The sequence below is a fragment of the Ruegeria sp. CL6 genome, assembly GCF_056536465.1.
Window position 1 is genome coordinate 211,981 of sequence record NZ_JBQFPR010000003.1, and the last position, 15,407, is coordinate 227,387.

A 15,407-nucleotide genomic window follows, 5' to 3' on the forward strand; every position below is an offset into this window, starting at 1 on the left:
GAAAAACCCTATATAAACATGCGCTTAGGTTTCCGCGGTGTGGACTATGGGTATGTGCAAGGTTGCAACGGAATCCGACGCCGAGGGAAAGAATTTGTGCGCGTCCATTGTGCGCATGGCGAATTTGAACGAATACGCGGGCAGCCGCTCTAGCGCGGCTATACTCCTCTCAAAAAACTTATGGATTAACCATGAAAAAAGTTCTCTTTGCATCGACTGCGCTGCTTGCAACCGCAAGCGTTGCTGCAGCGGAAATCCGGTTCAGCGGTTACGGCCGTTTCGGTCTTGGCTATGAAGAAGATCGCACTGGTACAGTTGCGAACTTCACCACCACCGCAAGCGGCGACATCGTCCGCGGAGCCGGCGGTGTAGCTGACCCTGACGCAGTAGCCACAGAAGTCGACACCGACAGCACCATCCTGGTCTCGCGTTTCCGTCTGAACATCGACGCAAACGTCGAAACCGACAGCGGCGTTGAATTCCAGGGTCGTGTTCGTCTGCAAGCTGACGACGACGCGGGCAATGGTGAGCAGAACGAAGCCGGTCTGAACGGCGCACGTTTCTCGGTCATCTACAGCGGCCTGCGTGTTGACGCCGGCAACGTCTCGGGTTCGTTCGACAACCTGGGTGACTACTTCGGTACCGAGCCGGGCCTGGAACAGTTCCTGGGTCAGTACTCGGGCGTTAACTACTCGTTCCTCGAGTACAGCTCGACCGGTTCGGGCGCAAACGGCGTATTCTTCCAGTACGCAGTTGGCGACCTGTCGTTCGGTGCTTCGTATGACCAGCGCACCCTGGCTCTGGCGGGTCAACCGCAAGACGCAGACCGCTGGGACATCTTCGCAAGCTACGTCTTCAACAACATCACCGCATCGCTGGCTTACGGTCAGACCGATCTGGTTGACGGCGAAGACCAAAGCCTGACCGTCTTCACGCTGGGCGCTGAACTGGGCGACTTCTACGGCACCCTGTTCGTTGCAGACGATGACGTCATCGACGACGCAGAAAACGGCACCGCATACGGCTTCTCGGTTGCTTACGACCTGGGCGCAGCGACCACCCTGCAGCTGGTTTACGGCGACGGTTCGGCTGACGACGACACCCGCAACATCGGTGTTGGCGCCATCTACGACCTGGGCGGCGGTGCATCGCTGCGCGGCGCAGTCGGCGAAATCAAAGACGGCGACGACGATGGCCGTATCCGTGCAGACTTCGGTGCTCAGTTCAACTTCTAAGTTGACCTGAACCATCAAGGTTCAAGGGCGGGTCTTCGGACCCGCCCTTTCTTGTTTCAACCTTCTACTTCTTTTCAAAAAAGAGAATGACCTCGCCCAGTCGGACGCCGTACCGAGAGACATAGGCGCGGTTCAGCAGGCGATCGTCCGACAGCAGCCACATCCAGTCATCGAAATTGACCCGCATCGTGCCGTCCTTGACGGGCAGGTCGATCTTGTATTTCCAGTTGAACGTGTCTCCACGCTCTACTCCGCTGGCGGTTCCAAGAACGCCGGGTGCGGTGCCGGTCCAGGTGTCTTCACCCGTTTTGGTCAGCGTCCAGATTCGCTGTTCCGTGGCCCCATCGTCATAGACGAAATCCTCAACCAGCGTCAGGGTTTCACCGTCCCATGTGCCTTGGATATCGACAGTGAACCGGCGGGGGACGTTGCCCAGAACGTCCTGAAACTGGCCATATGCAAGGGTCTTGCCTTCAAAAAACTCCTCAAGGTTCAACTGGCGATCAGACAAGAAGGTTTTGGGCACGCGGGGTTTGGCCGAGCAGGATGCTAGAACGGTCACTCCGACAATCGCAATCGCCGAGATCAGAAAGCGCCGCCGGGTCATTGAACCGCCCTCGCTTCTGACGCGCTGTCATACCCATTCGCGCCGTTCAGATGGGCGGCCTTTGCCTCGGGTGCGGGGCGCATCGTTGCGACCAGTTCAGCGACCTTGATGCCGAATTTTCGCATCTCGGATCTGTTCATGATCACCCCGTTTTCGGTCAGGTACATCCAGTCCGTTACATCCAGCGTATGTCCTCCGGCGTCTTCTGGCAGCATGATGCGATAGGTCAGTTTGACGGTCGCGCCCGAAATCGTGCCTTTCCCCTCGCCCACGATATCATCCGCTGTTGCGGTAAAGGTGTTCCCGGTGCCCAGTGTCAGATACCATTTGCGGGCCATTTCCTTGCCATTGGAGTAGGTGAAGTATTCGGACAGCGTTCCAGTGTTTCCGTCCCATTCCCCGACCATGCGGGCGACAAAGCTGTTCGACATCTTGCCGTTGGGCCCATAGATCAACCCTTCGGACAGGATTTCCCCGTTGAGAGCCTCTTTCATTTTGAACGTGGGTCCAGTCCCGGCATAGTCCGCAGGCGACTGCGCGCGAAAGCTCAGAAAGCGGCCTCTGGCGATGAGAAAGGCGAGGATGGCGAGTAGAAGGGCGGCAACGAGAGTCATTTGGCTGATACCTCAGTTGGCAGCGTCAGGACCATTCCGAACGCGCCGAGTTTCAGGATGCAGGGCAGAACGGCATAGGCGAGGTTGAGCGTCTGCAGCGCCGCCGCCGAATTGGTTTGTCCTGGTGTGAAGCCGCTGCGTTCCAGCAACGGCAGAGTGAAGAAGGCCGCGAGCGCAAGGCCCAGCTTGCCAGCGAAAGACCAAATGCCAAACGCAGCGGACGCGTTCAGACCAGCACGGGTTAGGGCGACCGAAAACATTGCGGGCAGCACGACCATGTCCGCGCCCAACGCCGCGCCTGAGGCAAGGCAGATCAGGGCAAATCCTGTCAGGTTTCCGGCGGATAACGAGGCCGCGCCGATAAACCCCGCAATCGCCAGTGGCATCGCGATCATCAGAGTCTGTTTCGGGCCAATTCGATTGCTGAGACGTGCCCAAAGCGGAACGCTTGCCCCGGCGCTGAGGAAAAACAGGATCAGCAGTGGACCGGCCTTGCCGGGCAGTTGCAGACGGTCTTCCACAAAAAACAGAAACAAAGTCGAGGTTATCGCAACGGGCAAGCTGTTGATCAGTGCCAGCGCCAGCAGACGCAGTGCTCCGGACTGTCCTAGCCCGGTAAGCGACAATCCCTGACCGGTGATCGGGGTGCGCTGCCAGATGGGAAAGGTCACAACCAGCGTGACGATTGCCAGAACACCCAGAAACAGACCGAAAGCAGGGTAGCCCTGCGCATTTGCGCCAAAGGCCACAAACAGGGCGGGTGCGCTTGCGGCAAGAACGACTCCGGCCAGTTGCCCGCCTTCGCGATAGGCCGCAAGGGTCATCAGGTCTTTGGCATCCGCGCGTTTCGCCAGCGTTGCGCTGCGGCCGTATAGAAGGATGGTCCCGAGGCTGTAGGCGGAAAAGAGAAGTATCAAAACAGACACTAACACAGACAGTTTTGCCCCATCGGGCAGGGAAAACAGCAATGGAAACCCAACAGCGAGGCCAAGTGCGGCCAGTGTCGCAAACAGCGCCTGCGCCCGCGGCCAGCGATCTATGGCCCAGCCGATCAGAGGATCCTGTATCAGGTCCACCAGACGGATCACCAAAAGCACGGTTCCGATGACCCCCAGCCCAATGCCCAGATTGACGGCAGCAAAACGCGGCAGGTGAATGTACAGCGGAATACCCGCCGCAGCGAGCATCAGCGCATAGAGACTGACGCGCGGGTAAAGCATCACTGACCCTTCAACTGGCGGGTAAAGCTGGCGCTTCGTGTGTCTGCGCCAAGGAAAATGGACATGAAGGCGCGTTTTGCGCCGGGATAGGACAGGGTGCAGGTTTTTTGGCCGTTGCGCCAGAACCCGACCTTGTTGGGGCCTTCGGATATGGCGATATAGTTATCGCCCTTGCCGACCGCCTTATAACACTGTTGAAGCGCGCTTTGCGACGGCGCGGGGTTTCCCTGCCGCGCCATCTCCTCCAACGTGGACTCGACCAGAGCCTTTTGCTTTAGCGTCTTCCGATATGTCAGCTTCAGGCCAAAATCGGCGTCCCAACTGAACGCCGCGCCGTTCGGGGTGAAAAGCTGGGCGTCGTAAACTGGTATGCCCAGAAACCGGAAGGTCGCGCTGCCGATCTGCTGCGGGCTGGATAGGGTTTGCGAGATCGGCGAGGCCGCCAGCCCGCCCGGTATCAGCACGACAAGGCAGACCAGTACAGCGCGTGACGTATCACAGATCCGCTGAGACAGGGATGGCCGAATCTTTTGCGAGAATGCCATTTTCAGCTCCGAGGGTTTGCGGGGCGCCGTTCAAAAGCCCGACGACATGCATCGCACTGGCGATCCCGTCTTCGTGAAAACCGTGCCGGTTGTAAGCACCGGCAAACCAGGTTCGGTTCTGTCCCTGCATCTCGCGGATTTGCCCTTGGGCTTTCAGGGCTGCTTTGTCGAACACCGGATGAGCGAACTCGACCTGGTCATAGATTTTATCCGCAGGAATTTCTGAACCCGCGTTCAGCGACACGAACAGTAGGTCGCTGTCGGGAATGTTCTGAAGGCGGTTCATCCAATAGGTTACGCCTACGTTTCCAGCCTGCGAGCGATAGGTCCAGCTGGACCAGCACGCGCGTCGCCGGGGCATCTGGCCCGGGTCGCAATGCAGAATCGCGGTGTTCGGCTGATACCGGATTGCGCCCAAAGCGTCCCTTTCGGCGGGTGTCGCGCTGTCGTCAAGGATGGCCAGCGATTGATCGGAATGGGTGGCCAGAATGATCTCGTCAAACTGGTCGATCTGGCCCTGGCTGTGAACAGTAACACCGGTATCGTCGCGCTGCACGTGATCGACGGGTGCGGCCAGGCGGATGTCGCAGCCGCGCCCGCGCAATGCCGCGTCTATGCGGCGGACATATTCGATACTGCCGCCTTTGACCGTGTACCACTGGTGCTGTTTGGCGCGTCCGCTGGCCAAAAGCGCGTGGTTGCGGAAAAACTGCACCAGAGACCGCGCCGGGAATTGATCCACGAACTCGACCGGGGTCGACCAGATCGCACCGCACATCGGCATCAGGTAATTATGGCGGAACCAGTGACCCAGACGCAGTTGGTCGACCAGCTCACCAATAGTGGTGTCATCGTCCTGCGCGGCGATGGGGGCCTCTTTGCCGAACCGCAGGATGTCCGCGATCATCTTGTAATAGGCCGGACGCGCCAGATTGCGTTTCTGAGCCGTCAACGTGCGCAGATTGTTCAGGCCATACTCGATGCGGCCATTGTCGATTGTCGCGCCAAAACTCATTTCCGACTTGATGACGGGAACATTCAGCTCATCGAACAGTTTGGTCAGATAGGGGTAGGTCACATAGTTGAAAACGATGAAACCGGTATCCACCGGCTGATCGCCATTCTTTCCCGCCATCACCGTTCTGGCGTGGCCGCCCAGTCTGGGCTCGGCCTCAAAGACGGTCACGTCGTTGTTTTCTGAAAGGTAGTAAGCTGCGGAGAGACCTGAGATTCCTGCGCCAATTACTGCGATTTTTTTCCGGACGCCCCGGGATTCATCGAACATTCAAGCCTCGTTATGTGACATTTTACAATAAGATACGCAGACTGGGCCGGGGTGGATCAATCGGGTTATGAGAAATTCAGTGATGAGCACTGCAAAATCTTTAGGCGTTGAGGCCCATTTCCGGCCCCGGCGCGTGATCCATTGCCTTGGCGTGGCCGTAAAAGCATCACACGGAACGAAACGGTCGGCGCATGAGCAGCTTTGATGGAAAAACCTATTGGATTATCGGCGCAAGCGAAGGCTTGGGGCGTGCTCTGGCCGACGCGCTTGGCTGTCAGGGGGCGCATCTGATCCTGTCTGCGCGCAATGCGGACCGTTTGGACGAAATCTGCGCAGCGCTTCCCAATGCCCGGTCCATTCCGATGGATGTAACCGATTTAGACTCTGTCCGTGGCGCAGTTGCCAAGGCCGGGCCTGTCGATGGGCTGGTCTATAATGCGGGCGCCTATGATCCGATGCGCAGTGCTGACTGGAACACCGAAGCGGCCTTGGCCATGAGCGATGTCAACTATCTGGGTGCCGTTCGCGTGTTGGGGGAAACAGTTCCGGGACTTGTTCAAGCCGGTCGCGGTGAGATCACCCTGATCGGGTCCCTGGCGGGGTATCATGGCCTGCCGGCCGCTATCGGGTATGGGGCAAGCAAGGCGGCCTTGATTTCCTTGGCGGAAACCATGCGACACGATCTGGCTGGAACCGGCGTCACGGTGCGCATCGTCAACCCGGGTTTCATCAAAACCCGCCTGACCGAGAAGAACAGTTTCAAGATGCCGATGCTGATGACGCCCGAGGATGCGGCCGCGCGCGTGGTCAAGGCAATGTCGCGGCGTCGGTTCCGCACCGATTTCCCGGCTCCGTTTTCCTGGGTGATCCGGTTGATCGACTATCTGCCGGATATTCTTGTTTATCGCGGAAAATAGACTCTAACAAAATTGACCGTGGCAAAACCAACCCGCTGACATGGTGCCGCCATGTCCGTAGAACAGCCAGAGCCGTTCCCCTTGTTCGGTCACCACCACCCAGTAATCGCGCACGCCGCTGCGCCAGTTGGGATCGTCCAGCCACCATTCGGGTGCGATCCGTTCCGGGCCGGTCGCCTGCGCCAACTGCCAGTCGCGCCCACGCCAACGAAAGGCGCTGGGCACGTCCGGAGTGTCCGGGGCCATCACCGGTTCGGGCTGCCACATCTGCAAGGGGCGCGGGCGTGGCGGCGCAGGCCAGTCGCGCGCCGGTTCCGACCATGCGGCGGCCAGTATCTGCGCGGTCTTCTCGGGGATGTGTGAGGCCGCAGGGTGTCGCCGCGTGATCGCCTCCAGCCCGACCCGCGCGCCCAGTTTGCCGATCAGGTCCTCGACAGCGGTGTTGCCGTCCAGCCGCTCGCGCACGGCGCGGCGTGCCTCGGCATGGCCCGTCATGGTGCGGGTGTGGATCGGTTCGGTCTGCACCGCCTCAAGCCGCAACATGTCGATGCCATAGCCCGCGTCGATCTTGTCAATCTTCATCTCTAACAAAGGGCGAATGCGGTGTTTGTCATAAGTCGGACGCGCCAGACCGACCTCGATAACCTCGGCTGCCTGATCCGCGCGATGCGCCTCAAGCCGCAATGTTCGTACCCCGCGCGCTTTCTCCTCCAGCTTGGTGCAGAGCGTCGGCAGAACCCGGTCGATCGCGGCCATCACATCTTCGGTCAGGCCAATCGGGTTGGGCAGGGTCATCCGCACCGCAAAGTGATGTGGCGGGCGGGCGGGTGAGACCGGCTCGGGCGCGCTGCCCATCGCCTGATCCAGCCGCAACACCAACCCCCGCCCGAACCGCCGCGCCAATGACGCGCGTGGTTGGCCCAGCAAATCTCCGATCCGACGCAGGCCTAGGCGGTTCAGCTGTGCCACCACCTGATCTTCAAGCCGCAGCGCCGCGATGGGCAGAGGGCTGAGCGCGCCATAAGATTGCCCCGGTGCCGCAATGCGTGCGCCCCCGCCCAATGCCATCACCTGCGGTGCGGCCCCGCCCTTGGTCCAGTGCCGCCGCTTGGTGGCGCGGGCGCGGGTGGCGCGGGCCTCTTGGCTGATGGCGTCGCCATTGCGGTCGGATGTGGCCTCTTGCCCCGCGTATCGCGCCAGCGCCCAGGCCGCACCCAGCGTGTCGGCGATGCCCATCTGTACGCTTAGACCCATATCGGCGCAGTCGGTTTCGATCACGTTCAGCAACGCCTCTTCCCCGCCGAACAGATGCGCGCAGCCTGACAGGTCAACGATCAGCCCATCCGGTGTTTCCTCGGCCACCCACGGGCTGAACTTGCCCACCCAACGGCGCAGCGCGGTCAGAAAGGCAGCCTCGGCCGGGGCGTTTCGGGGGCGGGTGATCAGGGCGGCGCACATGGCATGGGCATCACGCACCGGTTGGCCCACGCGCAACCCGGCGGCCTGCGCCTGATCATTCAGCGAGGTGACAACCTGCATGTTCGACTGTTCAGCCACCACAGCCAAAGGCCCATCCTGCAGCCCCCGCGCAGCGCGGACCAGCCGTTCAGCCCCCAGGCGGGGGAACCAGAGTGAGAGTATTCGGCGTTTGGGCATCGGCAGACATCAAAATGTTCCCATTTTGTTCTTATCCGAGAATCACGCCCCGAGTCCACGCCTACCCGCAGGTCAGGCGTTGAACGATCCCTGTGCCATTTATGTACACGTTCAAACGGTCAATGCGGTAATCCTGCGTGGCGATATCATCGGGGCCAAGAACACGTGACCGTTCCGGCAACTGCGCCTGAATGGTCGAGACCGGTTGGCCGACGGAATCGGCAAATGCCTCGCCCTGACAAAAGGCCAGATCAACGGGCGCGGCTTCGGGCTGGGTCGCGGCATCTTCGGTCGCGGGTGTCTCAGCACAGGCTGCCAACAGGACCAGCGCGGGAAAAAATCGATGCATTGGCGTTTCTCCTACTGACAACGTCGTTACTGCAATATCAAACAATTAGCCAATCTGTCACGAAAGCATAGTTGAAAATACCCTGCAATTAACGCAGGGTCGGGGCAAATCAGACACGGAGATAAGTACAATGCGTACCCGCGCCGCCGTCGCCGTTCAGGCGGGCAAACCTTTGGAAGTGATGGAAGTGAACCTTGAAGGCCCAAAAGCGGGTGAGGTTCTGGTTGAGATCAAAGCCACCGGTATTTGCCACACGGATGAATTCACCCTGTCGGGTGCCGACCCAGAGGGTTTGTTTCCCGCCATTCTGGGCCATGAAGGTGCCGGAGTCGTGGTTGAGGTCGGTCCGGGTGTGACTAGCCTCAAGCCGGGCGACCATGTGATCCCGCTCTACACCCCTGAATGTCGCGAGTGTGAATACTGTCTGCACCCCAAGACCAACCTGTGTCAGGCGATCCGCGAAACGCAAGGCAAGGGTCTGATGCCCGACGGCACGTCGCGCTTTTCGACCTTGGATGGCGATCCGATCCTGCACTACATGGGCTGCTCGACCTTCGCCAACCACACGGTTCTGCCCGAGATCGCGCTGGCCAAGGTGCGCCCGGACGCGCCTTTCGACAAGATCTGCTATATCGGCTGCGGCGTGACCACCGGTATCGGAGCCGTCATCAACACCGCCAAGGTGGAAATCGGCAGCCGCGCCATCGTGTTTGGTCTGGGCGGTATTGGCCTGAACGTGATCCAGGGCTTGCGTCTGGCCGGGGCTGATCAGATCGTCGGCGTCGATCTGAACCCCGCCAAGGTCGAGATGGCGACCAAATTCGGCATGACCGATTTCGTGAACCCGGCCGAGGTCGAGGGCGATCTGGTGCCCTACCTGGTTAATCTGACCAAGGGTGGCGGTGACTACACCTTTGACGCCACCGGCAATGTGGGCGTGATGCGCACCGCACTGGAATCGGCGCATAAGGGCTGGGGTGAATCAATCATCATCGGCGTGGCACCTGCGGGGGCCGAAATCTCGACCCGTCCGTTCCAGCTGGTCACCGGCCGCTCGTGGCGCGGCACGGCCTTCGGTGGCGCGCGGGGCCGGACCGACGTGCCCAAGATCGTCGACTGGTACATGGACGGCAAGATCGAGATCGACCCGATGATCACGCACACCATGGGTTTGGACGACATCAACCACGGGTTCGACCTGATGCATAAGGGTGAGAGCATCCGGTCGGTCGTAGTCTACTGAATTAGCCAAAATTAATTCAAGGGGCGGGCTTTTGCTCGCCCTTTTTGTTCATACATTCATCCTCTAGAATACTGTTTCAGGTTGAGGGATTGAATTGACAACACGGAATACTGACCGCCTTGCTGTCGTCGGCAGTCAGCAGGGCAATATCTATCCAGACTTTGACGCACAAATATATGGCTACAAAAGATTGAGCGATTTGGTGCGGGCCATCGACCGTTTTGAAAAGAGCGGTGCAAACGGCGATCTTAAGATCAGATGTGGGGAAGTTTGAAGAGAGAGATTTATTTCCCCGGTCGCGACGCTCCCGTATCCGACCGAGGCGAGCGTACCCGCAGAACCGGAGTGTTGACCGATGAGGTATTCGCCCGGCTCTCGCGCCAGACGACAAAGACGCCGGAGGCGATGATGATGCTGGCCCCGACCGCGACCCAGCCGTCGGGTCGTTCGCCGAAAAAGATCATGCCGAACAGTGTGGCCCAGATGATCTGGCTGTACTGGCTGGGCGCGACGACCCCGGCGGGCGCGGCGCGGTAGGCCAGAATGATCAGGTGCTGGGCGATCACCGAGAACACCCCAACAAGCGCCATCATCGCCAGATGCAACAGCGAGGGCGGCAGGTAGACGGCGGGTTGGGCCAGACTCATCACCACGATGGCCAGCAGCATCGGGTAGAGGATCAATACGGCCGAGCGTTCCTCATTCCCGATCTTGCGCACCAGAACAGACGCAAACGCGCTGCAAAACGCAGCGGTCAGGGCGGCAAGATGGCCAAGCGTGATGTCTGTCGCCCCGGGGCGCAAAACGATCAGCACGCCGATCAGACCAACGCCGACGGCGGCCCAGCGCTGGGCGCGCACGACCTCTCCCAAAATGGGGATCGACAGGACTGTCACGATCAGCGGGAAGGAAAACAGCAGCGAGTACACCTCGGCCAGTGGCAGGACTGAAAAGGCGTAGAACGCGCAGGACATTGCCGTAACCATCAGGCCGGACCGCAACAGCACCAGCCACGGGTGGTGCGGCAGGAAATTCCCGGTGGTCCGGTCGGTCAGGATTGTCACCGCCATTGGCACGAACGAGAAAAGCGTGGCGAAAAAGATGATTTGCATCACCGAGTAGGTGCCACCCAGCACCTTGATCAACGCGTCATGGCTGGCAAAAACCGCAAAGCCAAGAAACGCATAGCCAAGTCCCCGGAGGGTGGTGTTCTGAGTGCTCATTGCTGTGGTCTCGGTCACTGGGTCGGTGTGGCGGCGATCTGCCTTTACAGCGCGGACGAATTCCCCGGGCTGTCTTTTGTGTTGATTAAACCCAATTTGGCGAGGCGCATAGCCCTTATTTTATCGCTAACATGGCAAAGCCGCCATGATCTGTGGTCATCGCAGGATCGGCGGCGCGTCCTTTGGCTGGCGCGCGGATTGCACCCCGGCCTTCATCCCCACGCCGATTCTGCGCGCCAGCGCGACCCACGGGGTGGCGGTTTCAGGCGGTAGGGTATGGGCAGCGACCTCCTCGAACAGGTCGAGCCAATGGGCGAACATCTCGGGCTGAACGTCTGGACGTTCAACATGAACCCGCTGCGGATTACCGTCATAGCTGCGCTCATACAGGATGGCGTTGCGCCAGAAGGCGGCGATCTTGTCCTCATGCGCGGGCCAGTCGTGGACGTGTTTGTTGAAGACCGGTCCCAGCACCGCATCCTCGCGCACGCGGGCATAGAAGGCGCGGACCTGTGCATTGATCTGGTCCGGTGTCGCAGGGAAGCGCGGCGGCAGGGTGGGTCGGGTCATCTGTGTCTCGGGTATCGGCTCTGTTTCGGGGATACCCGGCTGTGCGTTTAGGCAACAGGCGTGGTTTTGTCGCGCGGCTCGGGCGTCAGCAGATGCCGGATCAGGGCCACCGGATGCGCCTTGAGGCTGAGGCGGGTGGCCACGTAATCCTCGACCACCTGCTCGCCCAAAGACATCTGCGGCAGATAGGCTTCGGGTTCATCCAGCGCCTCGCCCTCCAGATCCTGCGAGAACAGCGGCAGGGGTTTCGCGGTGGCAATCGCCTTGGCCTGCCACAACGCCTCGCGCCGGGTCAGATCGCAGGCGGCGAAGGCATCGGCCTCGGCCAGCCTTTCGATCACCGCAGGGCCAAGCCCGGCGCGTCGCCAGACGTCATCGACCTGATGGTAGCCATTGCCGCGCGCGGCGGTCAGCCAACTGGCATCCTCTTCGCTCAGGCCCTTGATCTGGCGGAACCCCAGCCGCAGGGCCAGCCCGCCATGACCGTCGGGTTCCATCACATTGTCCCAGAAACTGGCATTGATGCAGACCGGGCGCACCTGCACGCCATGTTCACGCGCATCGCGCACGATTTGCGCCGGGGCATAGAACCCCATCGGTTGTGAGTTCAGCAGCGCGCAGGCAAAGATGCCCGGATGGTGGCATTTGATCCAGGCCGAGGCATAGACCAGCAGCGCAAAGCTGGCCGCGTGGCTTTCGGGGAAGCCGTAGGAGCCGAAGCCCTCGATCTGGGAAAAACAGCGCTCGGCAAAGTCGTCGTCATAGCCGTTGCGTTTCATCCCGCGCAGGAACAGCGCGCGGAATTCGCTGACATTGCCGTGCTTTTTGAACGTCGCCAGCGATCGCCGCAGCCGGTCGGCCTGTTCCGGGGTGAACCCCGCACCCACGATGGCGATCTGCATCGCCTGTTCCTGAAACAGCGGCACGCCCAGCGTTTTGCCCAGCACCTCGCCCAGCGCGTCCGAGGGGAAGCTGACCTCCTCCTCTCCGTTCCGGCGGCGGATGTAAGGGTGAACCATGTCGCCTTGAATGGGGCCGGGGCGGATGATGGCGACCTCTATCACCAGATCATAGAAGTTACGGGGCCGCATCCGGGGCAGGAAGTTCATCTGGGCGCGTGATTCCACCTGAAACACGCCGACACTGTCCGCCTTGCACAGCATGTCATAGACCGTCGGATCCTCGGGCGGCAGGGTGGCGAGGGTATAGCCCGTCTGGTGGTGCTGTGTGATCAGGTCAAACGCCTTGCGGATACAGGTGAGCATCCCAAGGCTGAGCACATCGACCTTCAGAATACCCAAGCTGTCGATGTCGTCCTTGTCCCAGCAGATGACCGTGCGGTCCTCCATCGTGGCGTTTTCGATGGGGACAAGCTCGTCCAAGCGTCCTTCGGTGATGATGAAGCCGCCCACATGCTGCGAGAGGTGACGGGGAAAGCCGTCGATCTCATAGACCAGCATTAGAGTCTGTTTCAGCCGTCGATCCTCGGGGTCGAGGCCGATTTCGCGCATCCGTTCGGCCTCGATCCCTTTGGCCGAGAAGAACCCCCAGAGCTGCGAGGACAGTGCCGAGATCGTATCCTCGGTCAGGCCCATCGCGCGGCCGACCTCACGGATGGCGCGCTTGCCGCGATAGTGCACGACCGTGGCGCAGAGCCCCGCGCGTTCGCGGCCATAGCGGTCATAAATGTGCTGGATCACCTCCTCGCGGCGTTCATGTTCAAAGTCGACGTCTATGTCGGGGGGCTCGTCCCGTGCCTCAGAGACGAAACGCTCAAAAACCATCGTGCCCATCTCGGGGCTGACCTCGGTGATGCCGAGGCAGAAGCAGACCACCGAATTGGCCGCTGAACCGCGCCCCTGACACAGGATGCCGCGCGAGCGGGCGAAATGGACGATATCGCGGACGGTCAGGAAATAGGGTTCATATTTCAGCTTGCCGATCAGGGTCAGCTCATGCGCCAGCATTTTGTGCGCTTTCTCCGACGCGCCTGCCGGATAGCGCCATTTCAGCCCTTCATGCGCCAGTCGGTAAAGGCGTTCGGTCGGGGTTTCCTGTTCGCTGCCCTCGCTGGGGTATTCATAGCGCAGCTCATCGAGTGAAAAGGTGAGCTGCTCGCTGAGCGCATGGGCGCGGGTGACAGCGCCCTCATGACCCGTGAAGATACGTAGCATTTCGGCCTCGGACCGCAGGCGCTGTTCACCATTGGTCAGCGCATTGCGGCCCAGATCATCGACCTTGCGACGGAGGCGGATGGCTGTCAGGACATCGGCCAGCTTGCGGCGGGTGCCGTGGTGCATCATCGGCGCGGCACTGGCGAGGGTGGGGATGCCGAGTTGCTTTGATTCAGTCTCTAATAAGGGAAAATGAGTGCTATCCGCACCGTCATACCTGGGATGCATCAGCAGATGCATCCGCCCGGCAAAGCGGCGCGTCAACTGCTGCGCCTGTGTCCGCCACGCGTCCGCGCCGCCCTGTGACCGGGTCGCATGTGGCCAGAGCAGCAGGTGGAGACTGTCGGAAAACTCCATCAGGTCGGACAGATGCAGGATGCAGTCACCTTTCTCGGCCCGCAGGCGACCTGCGGACAGGATGCGGCACAGGTTGGCCCAGCCCTGCCGGTTCAGCGGCAGGGCGATGACGGTGGGTGCGTCTGTAAAGATCAGCCGCGCGGCAGGGATCAGGCGGGGGACCGCGTGGATTGGGTATGAAGGCGGTTTGGGGATGTGATCGGGGCAGGGCGGGCCGACAGAGGTGTTCTGCGCCTCCCACTCTAGCCGTTCGCGCACCTTTCGGGCGATCTCGCGCGCTTGGGTGTGGGCGCGGACGATCCCGGCGACCGAGTTGTCGTCGGCAATCGCGATGGCGGGCAGGCCCAGGGTGACGGCACGCTCCATGTATTCCTCGGGGTGGGACGCTCCGGTGAGGAAGGTGAAATTCGACGTGATCGACAGCTCGGCATACATGGCGATTCCATATTATATTCACCTTTTGTTCTTTTTCGAGTCCTTTGCGCAGGAAACGGGTCGCTTGGCTTTGCGACGCTGGGCAGGTTGGGCAAAAAGGGAGATCTGACATGTTCAAGATCACTGCACTGCCCACCGACGAGGTGCGCGCCCTCCAAGCCGGTGGGCCGGACGCCTACGGCACAGCCCCCGAACGGGCCATTTCAACCGGTGCAGGCAATCCCTGCCGGCACTGTTTGCAGAACATCCCGGAGGGCGAAGGCATGTTGATACTGGCATATCGCCCCTTTTTAGAGACACATTCTTACGCAGAAACCGGCCCGATCTTTTTGTGCAGCAGCCCGTGTGACCGGTACGAAGGTGACGTAATGCCCGAAACCCTAACCACTGCGCCCGATTATCTGATCAAGGGGTATGGGGGGGACGACCGGATTGTCTATGGCACCGGGGGGATTGCCCCGGCGCAGGGCATCGCGACAGCGGTTGAAGGGATATTCGTCCGGTCAGATGTTGCCTATATTCACGTTAGGTCTGCGCGAAACAACTGCTACCAGGCGCGGATCGACCGCATTTAACCTGTTTGAGGGCGCAGCTACATGCCTTTGCCAACCAGCGATGATCCTGATTGCCGCATCGCGCATGCGGCACTTGCCCCCGGTTTGCGCATCGCTCATAAACGCAGTGATATATGCCCCGCGAGGCCGACAACCGAAGAAGGATCGCCAGCCGTGACCATCGAAGCGCCGGAAACCAAAATCGTGGAATCCACCCGAGTTGCCTGTGATGGCGGCGAAGGTGCGTTGGGCCATCCGCGTGTCTGGCTGCAAATCCCCGAAGATACCGGCTGGGTCGAATGCCCCTATTGCGACTGCAAATATGTCCTGAAAGGCAAGGATTAACGTTTCTGACGCAAAACTGTTACAGAGGCTGACGCTCGGCAGGATTTGGTGTACCAAGCCCTCTAGATTTTGTGTTTT

16 protein-coding genes are annotated in these 15,407 nt (G+C 60.4%); 6 read left to right on the plus strand and 10 right to left on the minus strand.

All coding sequences use genetic code 11. From position 1 onward, the window contains the following. The first annotated feature begins 191 nt into the window (after nucleotides 1-191). The gene (locus ACR0LH_RS10595) at nucleotides 192-1,235 is read left to right on the plus strand and encodes a porin (protein ID WP_480720905.1); all 1,044 of its coding nucleotides are present in this window, start codon (nucleotides 192-194) and stop codon (nucleotides 1,233-1,235) included. A 64-nt stretch (nucleotides 1,236-1,299) separates the two neighbouring features. On the opposite strand, the gene ACR0LH_RS10600 is transcribed toward ACR0LH_RS10595, so the two are convergent. From ACR0LH_RS10600 to ACR0LH_RS10620, 5 genes are read right to left on the minus strand one after another with little or no spacing between them, the layout of a single operon-like run. Continuing rightward, entirely contained in the window at nucleotides 1,300-1,842 is a 543-nt protein-coding gene (locus tag ACR0LH_RS10600; protein ID WP_480720906.1) for a DUF3833 domain-containing protein, read from the minus strand. Continuing rightward, complete coding sequence (locus tag ACR0LH_RS10605; protein WP_480720908.1) at nucleotides 1,839-2,456, minus strand: DUF3833 domain-containing protein; 618 nt, start codon at nucleotides 2,454-2,456, stop codon at nucleotides 1,839-1,841. The genes ACR0LH_RS10600 and ACR0LH_RS10605 overlap by 4 nt, the downstream gene beginning before the upstream one ends. Beyond that, nucleotides 2,453-3,676 carry an MFS transporter gene (locus tag ACR0LH_RS10610; RefSeq protein ID WP_480720909.1) on the minus strand — a complete coding sequence of 408 codons (1,224 nt, stop codon included), beginning with the start codon at nucleotides 3,674-3,676 and terminating at the stop codon, nucleotides 2,453-2,455. The genes ACR0LH_RS10605 and ACR0LH_RS10610 overlap by 4 nt, the downstream gene beginning before the upstream one ends. Next, nucleotides 3,676-4,221, minus strand: coding sequence for a hypothetical protein (locus tag ACR0LH_RS10615; protein ID WP_480720910.1), 546 nt, complete (start codon nucleotides 4,219-4,221; stop codon nucleotides 3,676-3,678). Before ACR0LH_RS10615 ends, ACR0LH_RS10610 begins: the two co-directional genes overlap by 1 nt. Further along, complete coding sequence (locus ACR0LH_RS10620; protein ID WP_480720911.1) at nucleotides 4,172-5,506, minus strand: NAD(P)/FAD-dependent oxidoreductase; 1,335 nt, start codon at nucleotides 5,504-5,506, stop codon at nucleotides 4,172-4,174. The genes ACR0LH_RS10615 and ACR0LH_RS10620 overlap by 50 nt, the downstream gene beginning before the upstream one ends. Nucleotides 5,507-5,697: 191 nt before the next feature. Here ACR0LH_RS10620 and ACR0LH_RS10625 point away from each other — a divergent pair, with 191 nt between their 5' ends. After that, nucleotides 5,698-6,423 (plus strand): SDR family NAD(P)-dependent oxidoreductase, encoded by a 726-nt coding sequence (locus tag ACR0LH_RS10625; protein ID WP_480720913.1) that lies wholly within the window; start codon nucleotides 5,698-5,700, stop codon nucleotides 6,421-6,423. A 3-nt stretch (nucleotides 6,424-6,426) separates the two neighbouring features. Here ACR0LH_RS10625 and ACR0LH_RS10630 read toward each other — a convergent pair whose 3' ends face one another. Together ACR0LH_RS10630 and ACR0LH_RS10635 are read right to left on the minus strand one after the other, a co-directional pair. Further along, a complete protein-coding gene (locus ACR0LH_RS10630; protein WP_480720914.1) occupies nucleotides 6,427-8,079 on the minus strand; it encodes a DUF6504 family protein in 1,653 nt (550 codons plus the stop codon). Between the two features lie 61 nt (nucleotides 8,080-8,140). Then, the gene (locus ACR0LH_RS10635) at nucleotides 8,141-8,428 is read right to left on the minus strand and encodes an I78 family peptidase inhibitor (protein WP_480720915.1); all 288 of its coding nucleotides are present in this window, start codon (nucleotides 8,426-8,428) and stop codon (nucleotides 8,141-8,143) included. 130 nt (nucleotides 8,429-8,558) lie between these two features. Between ACR0LH_RS10635 and ACR0LH_RS10640 the strand changes: the two genes are divergently transcribed. Together ACR0LH_RS10640 and ACR0LH_RS10645 are read left to right on the plus strand one after the other, a co-directional pair. Next, nucleotides 8,559-9,671 (plus strand): S-(hydroxymethyl)glutathione dehydrogenase/class III alcohol dehydrogenase, encoded by a 1,113-nt coding sequence (locus tag ACR0LH_RS10640; protein ID WP_170412324.1) that lies wholly within the window; start codon nucleotides 8,559-8,561, stop codon nucleotides 9,669-9,671. Nucleotides 9,672-9,765: 94 nt separating this feature from the next. After that, complete coding sequence (locus ACR0LH_RS10645; RefSeq protein ID WP_480720917.1) at nucleotides 9,766-9,945, plus strand: OST-HTH/LOTUS domain-containing protein; 180 nt, start codon at nucleotides 9,766-9,768, stop codon at nucleotides 9,943-9,945. A gap of 10 nt (nucleotides 9,946-9,955) precedes the next feature. On the opposite strand, the gene ACR0LH_RS10650 is transcribed toward ACR0LH_RS10645, so the two are convergent. From ACR0LH_RS10650 to ACR0LH_RS10660, 3 genes are all read right to left on the minus strand, one after another. Then, nucleotides 9,956-10,894: a DMT family transporter gene (locus tag ACR0LH_RS10650; RefSeq protein WP_170388003.1), complete on the minus strand. Its 939-nt coding sequence runs from the start codon at nucleotides 10,892-10,894 to the stop codon at nucleotides 9,956-9,958. A 156-nt stretch (nucleotides 10,895-11,050) separates the two neighbouring features. Further along, the gene (locus tag ACR0LH_RS10655; RefSeq protein WP_170777324.1) at nucleotides 11,051-11,464 is read right to left on the minus strand and encodes a group III truncated hemoglobin; all 414 of its coding nucleotides are present in this window, start codon (nucleotides 11,462-11,464) and stop codon (nucleotides 11,051-11,053) included. Between the two features lie 47 nt (nucleotides 11,465-11,511). After that, entirely contained in the window at nucleotides 11,512-14,430 is a 2,919-nt protein-coding gene (locus ACR0LH_RS10660) for an error-prone DNA polymerase (RefSeq protein ID WP_480720918.1), read from the minus strand. A 110-nt stretch (nucleotides 14,431-14,540) separates the two neighbouring features. Between ACR0LH_RS10660 and ACR0LH_RS10665 the strand changes: the two genes are divergently transcribed. Beyond that, nucleotides 14,541-15,005, plus strand: coding sequence for a DUF1203 domain-containing protein (locus ACR0LH_RS10665; RefSeq protein WP_480720919.1), 465 nt, complete (start codon nucleotides 14,541-14,543; stop codon nucleotides 15,003-15,005). A gap of 153 nt (nucleotides 15,006-15,158) precedes the next feature. After that, nucleotides 15,159-15,329, plus strand: coding sequence for a zinc-finger domain-containing protein (locus ACR0LH_RS10670; RefSeq protein WP_170412992.1), 171 nt, complete (start codon nucleotides 15,159-15,161; stop codon nucleotides 15,327-15,329). Nucleotides 15,330-15,407 lie beyond the last annotated feature (78 nt).

Bases quoted from the DNA above. Each gene is read 5' to 3' on its own strand.
- ACR0LH_RS10615 (WP_480720910.1), bottom strand. From the start codon at position 4,221: ATGGCATTCTCGCAAAAGATTCGGCCATCCCTGTCTCAGCGGATCTGT.
- ACR0LH_RS10620 (WP_480720911.1), bottom strand. From the start codon at position 5,506: ATGTTCGATGAATCCCGGGGCGTCCGGAAAAAAATCGCAGTAATTGGC.
- ACR0LH_RS10660 (WP_480720918.1), bottom strand. From the start codon at position 14,430: ATGTATGCCGAGCTGTCGATCACGTCGAATTTCACCTTCCTCACCGGA.
- ACR0LH_RS10635 (WP_480720915.1), bottom strand. From the start codon at position 8,428: ATGCATCGATTTTTTCCCGCGCTGGTCCTGTTGGCAGCCTGTGCTGAG.
- ACR0LH_RS10625 (WP_480720913.1), top strand. From the start codon at position 5,698: ATGAGCAGCTTTGATGGAAAAACCTATTGGATTATCGGCGCAAGCGAA.
- ACR0LH_RS10655 (WP_170777324.1), bottom strand. From the start codon at position 11,464: ATGACCCGACCCACCCTGCCGCCGCGCTTCCCTGCGACACCGGACCAG.
- ACR0LH_RS10665 (WP_480720919.1), top strand. From the start codon at position 14,541: ATGTTCAAGATCACTGCACTGCCCACCGACGAGGTGCGCGCCCTCCAA.
- ACR0LH_RS10640 (WP_170412324.1), top strand. From the start codon at position 8,559: ATGCGTACCCGCGCCGCCGTCGCCGTTCAGGCGGGCAAACCTTTGGAA.
- ACR0LH_RS10600 (WP_480720906.1), bottom strand. From the start codon at position 1,842: ATGACCCGGCGGCGCTTTCTGATCTCGGCGATTGCGATTGTCGGAGTG.
- ACR0LH_RS10605 (WP_480720908.1), bottom strand. From the start codon at position 2,456: ATGACTCTCGTTGCCGCCCTTCTACTCGCCATCCTCGCCTTTCTCATC.
- ACR0LH_RS10630 (WP_480720914.1), bottom strand. From the start codon at position 8,079: ATGCCCAAACGCCGAATACTCTCACTCTGGTTCCCCCGCCTGGGGGCT.
- ACR0LH_RS10650 (WP_170388003.1), bottom strand. From the start codon at position 10,894: ATGAGCACTCAGAACACCACCCTCCGGGGACTTGGCTATGCGTTTCTT.
- ACR0LH_RS10610 (WP_480720909.1), bottom strand. From the start codon at position 3,676: ATGCTTTACCCGCGCGTCAGTCTCTATGCGCTGATGCTCGCTGCGGCG.
- ACR0LH_RS10595 (WP_480720905.1), top strand. From the start codon at position 192: ATGAAAAAAGTTCTCTTTGCATCGACTGCGCTGCTTGCAACCGCAAGC.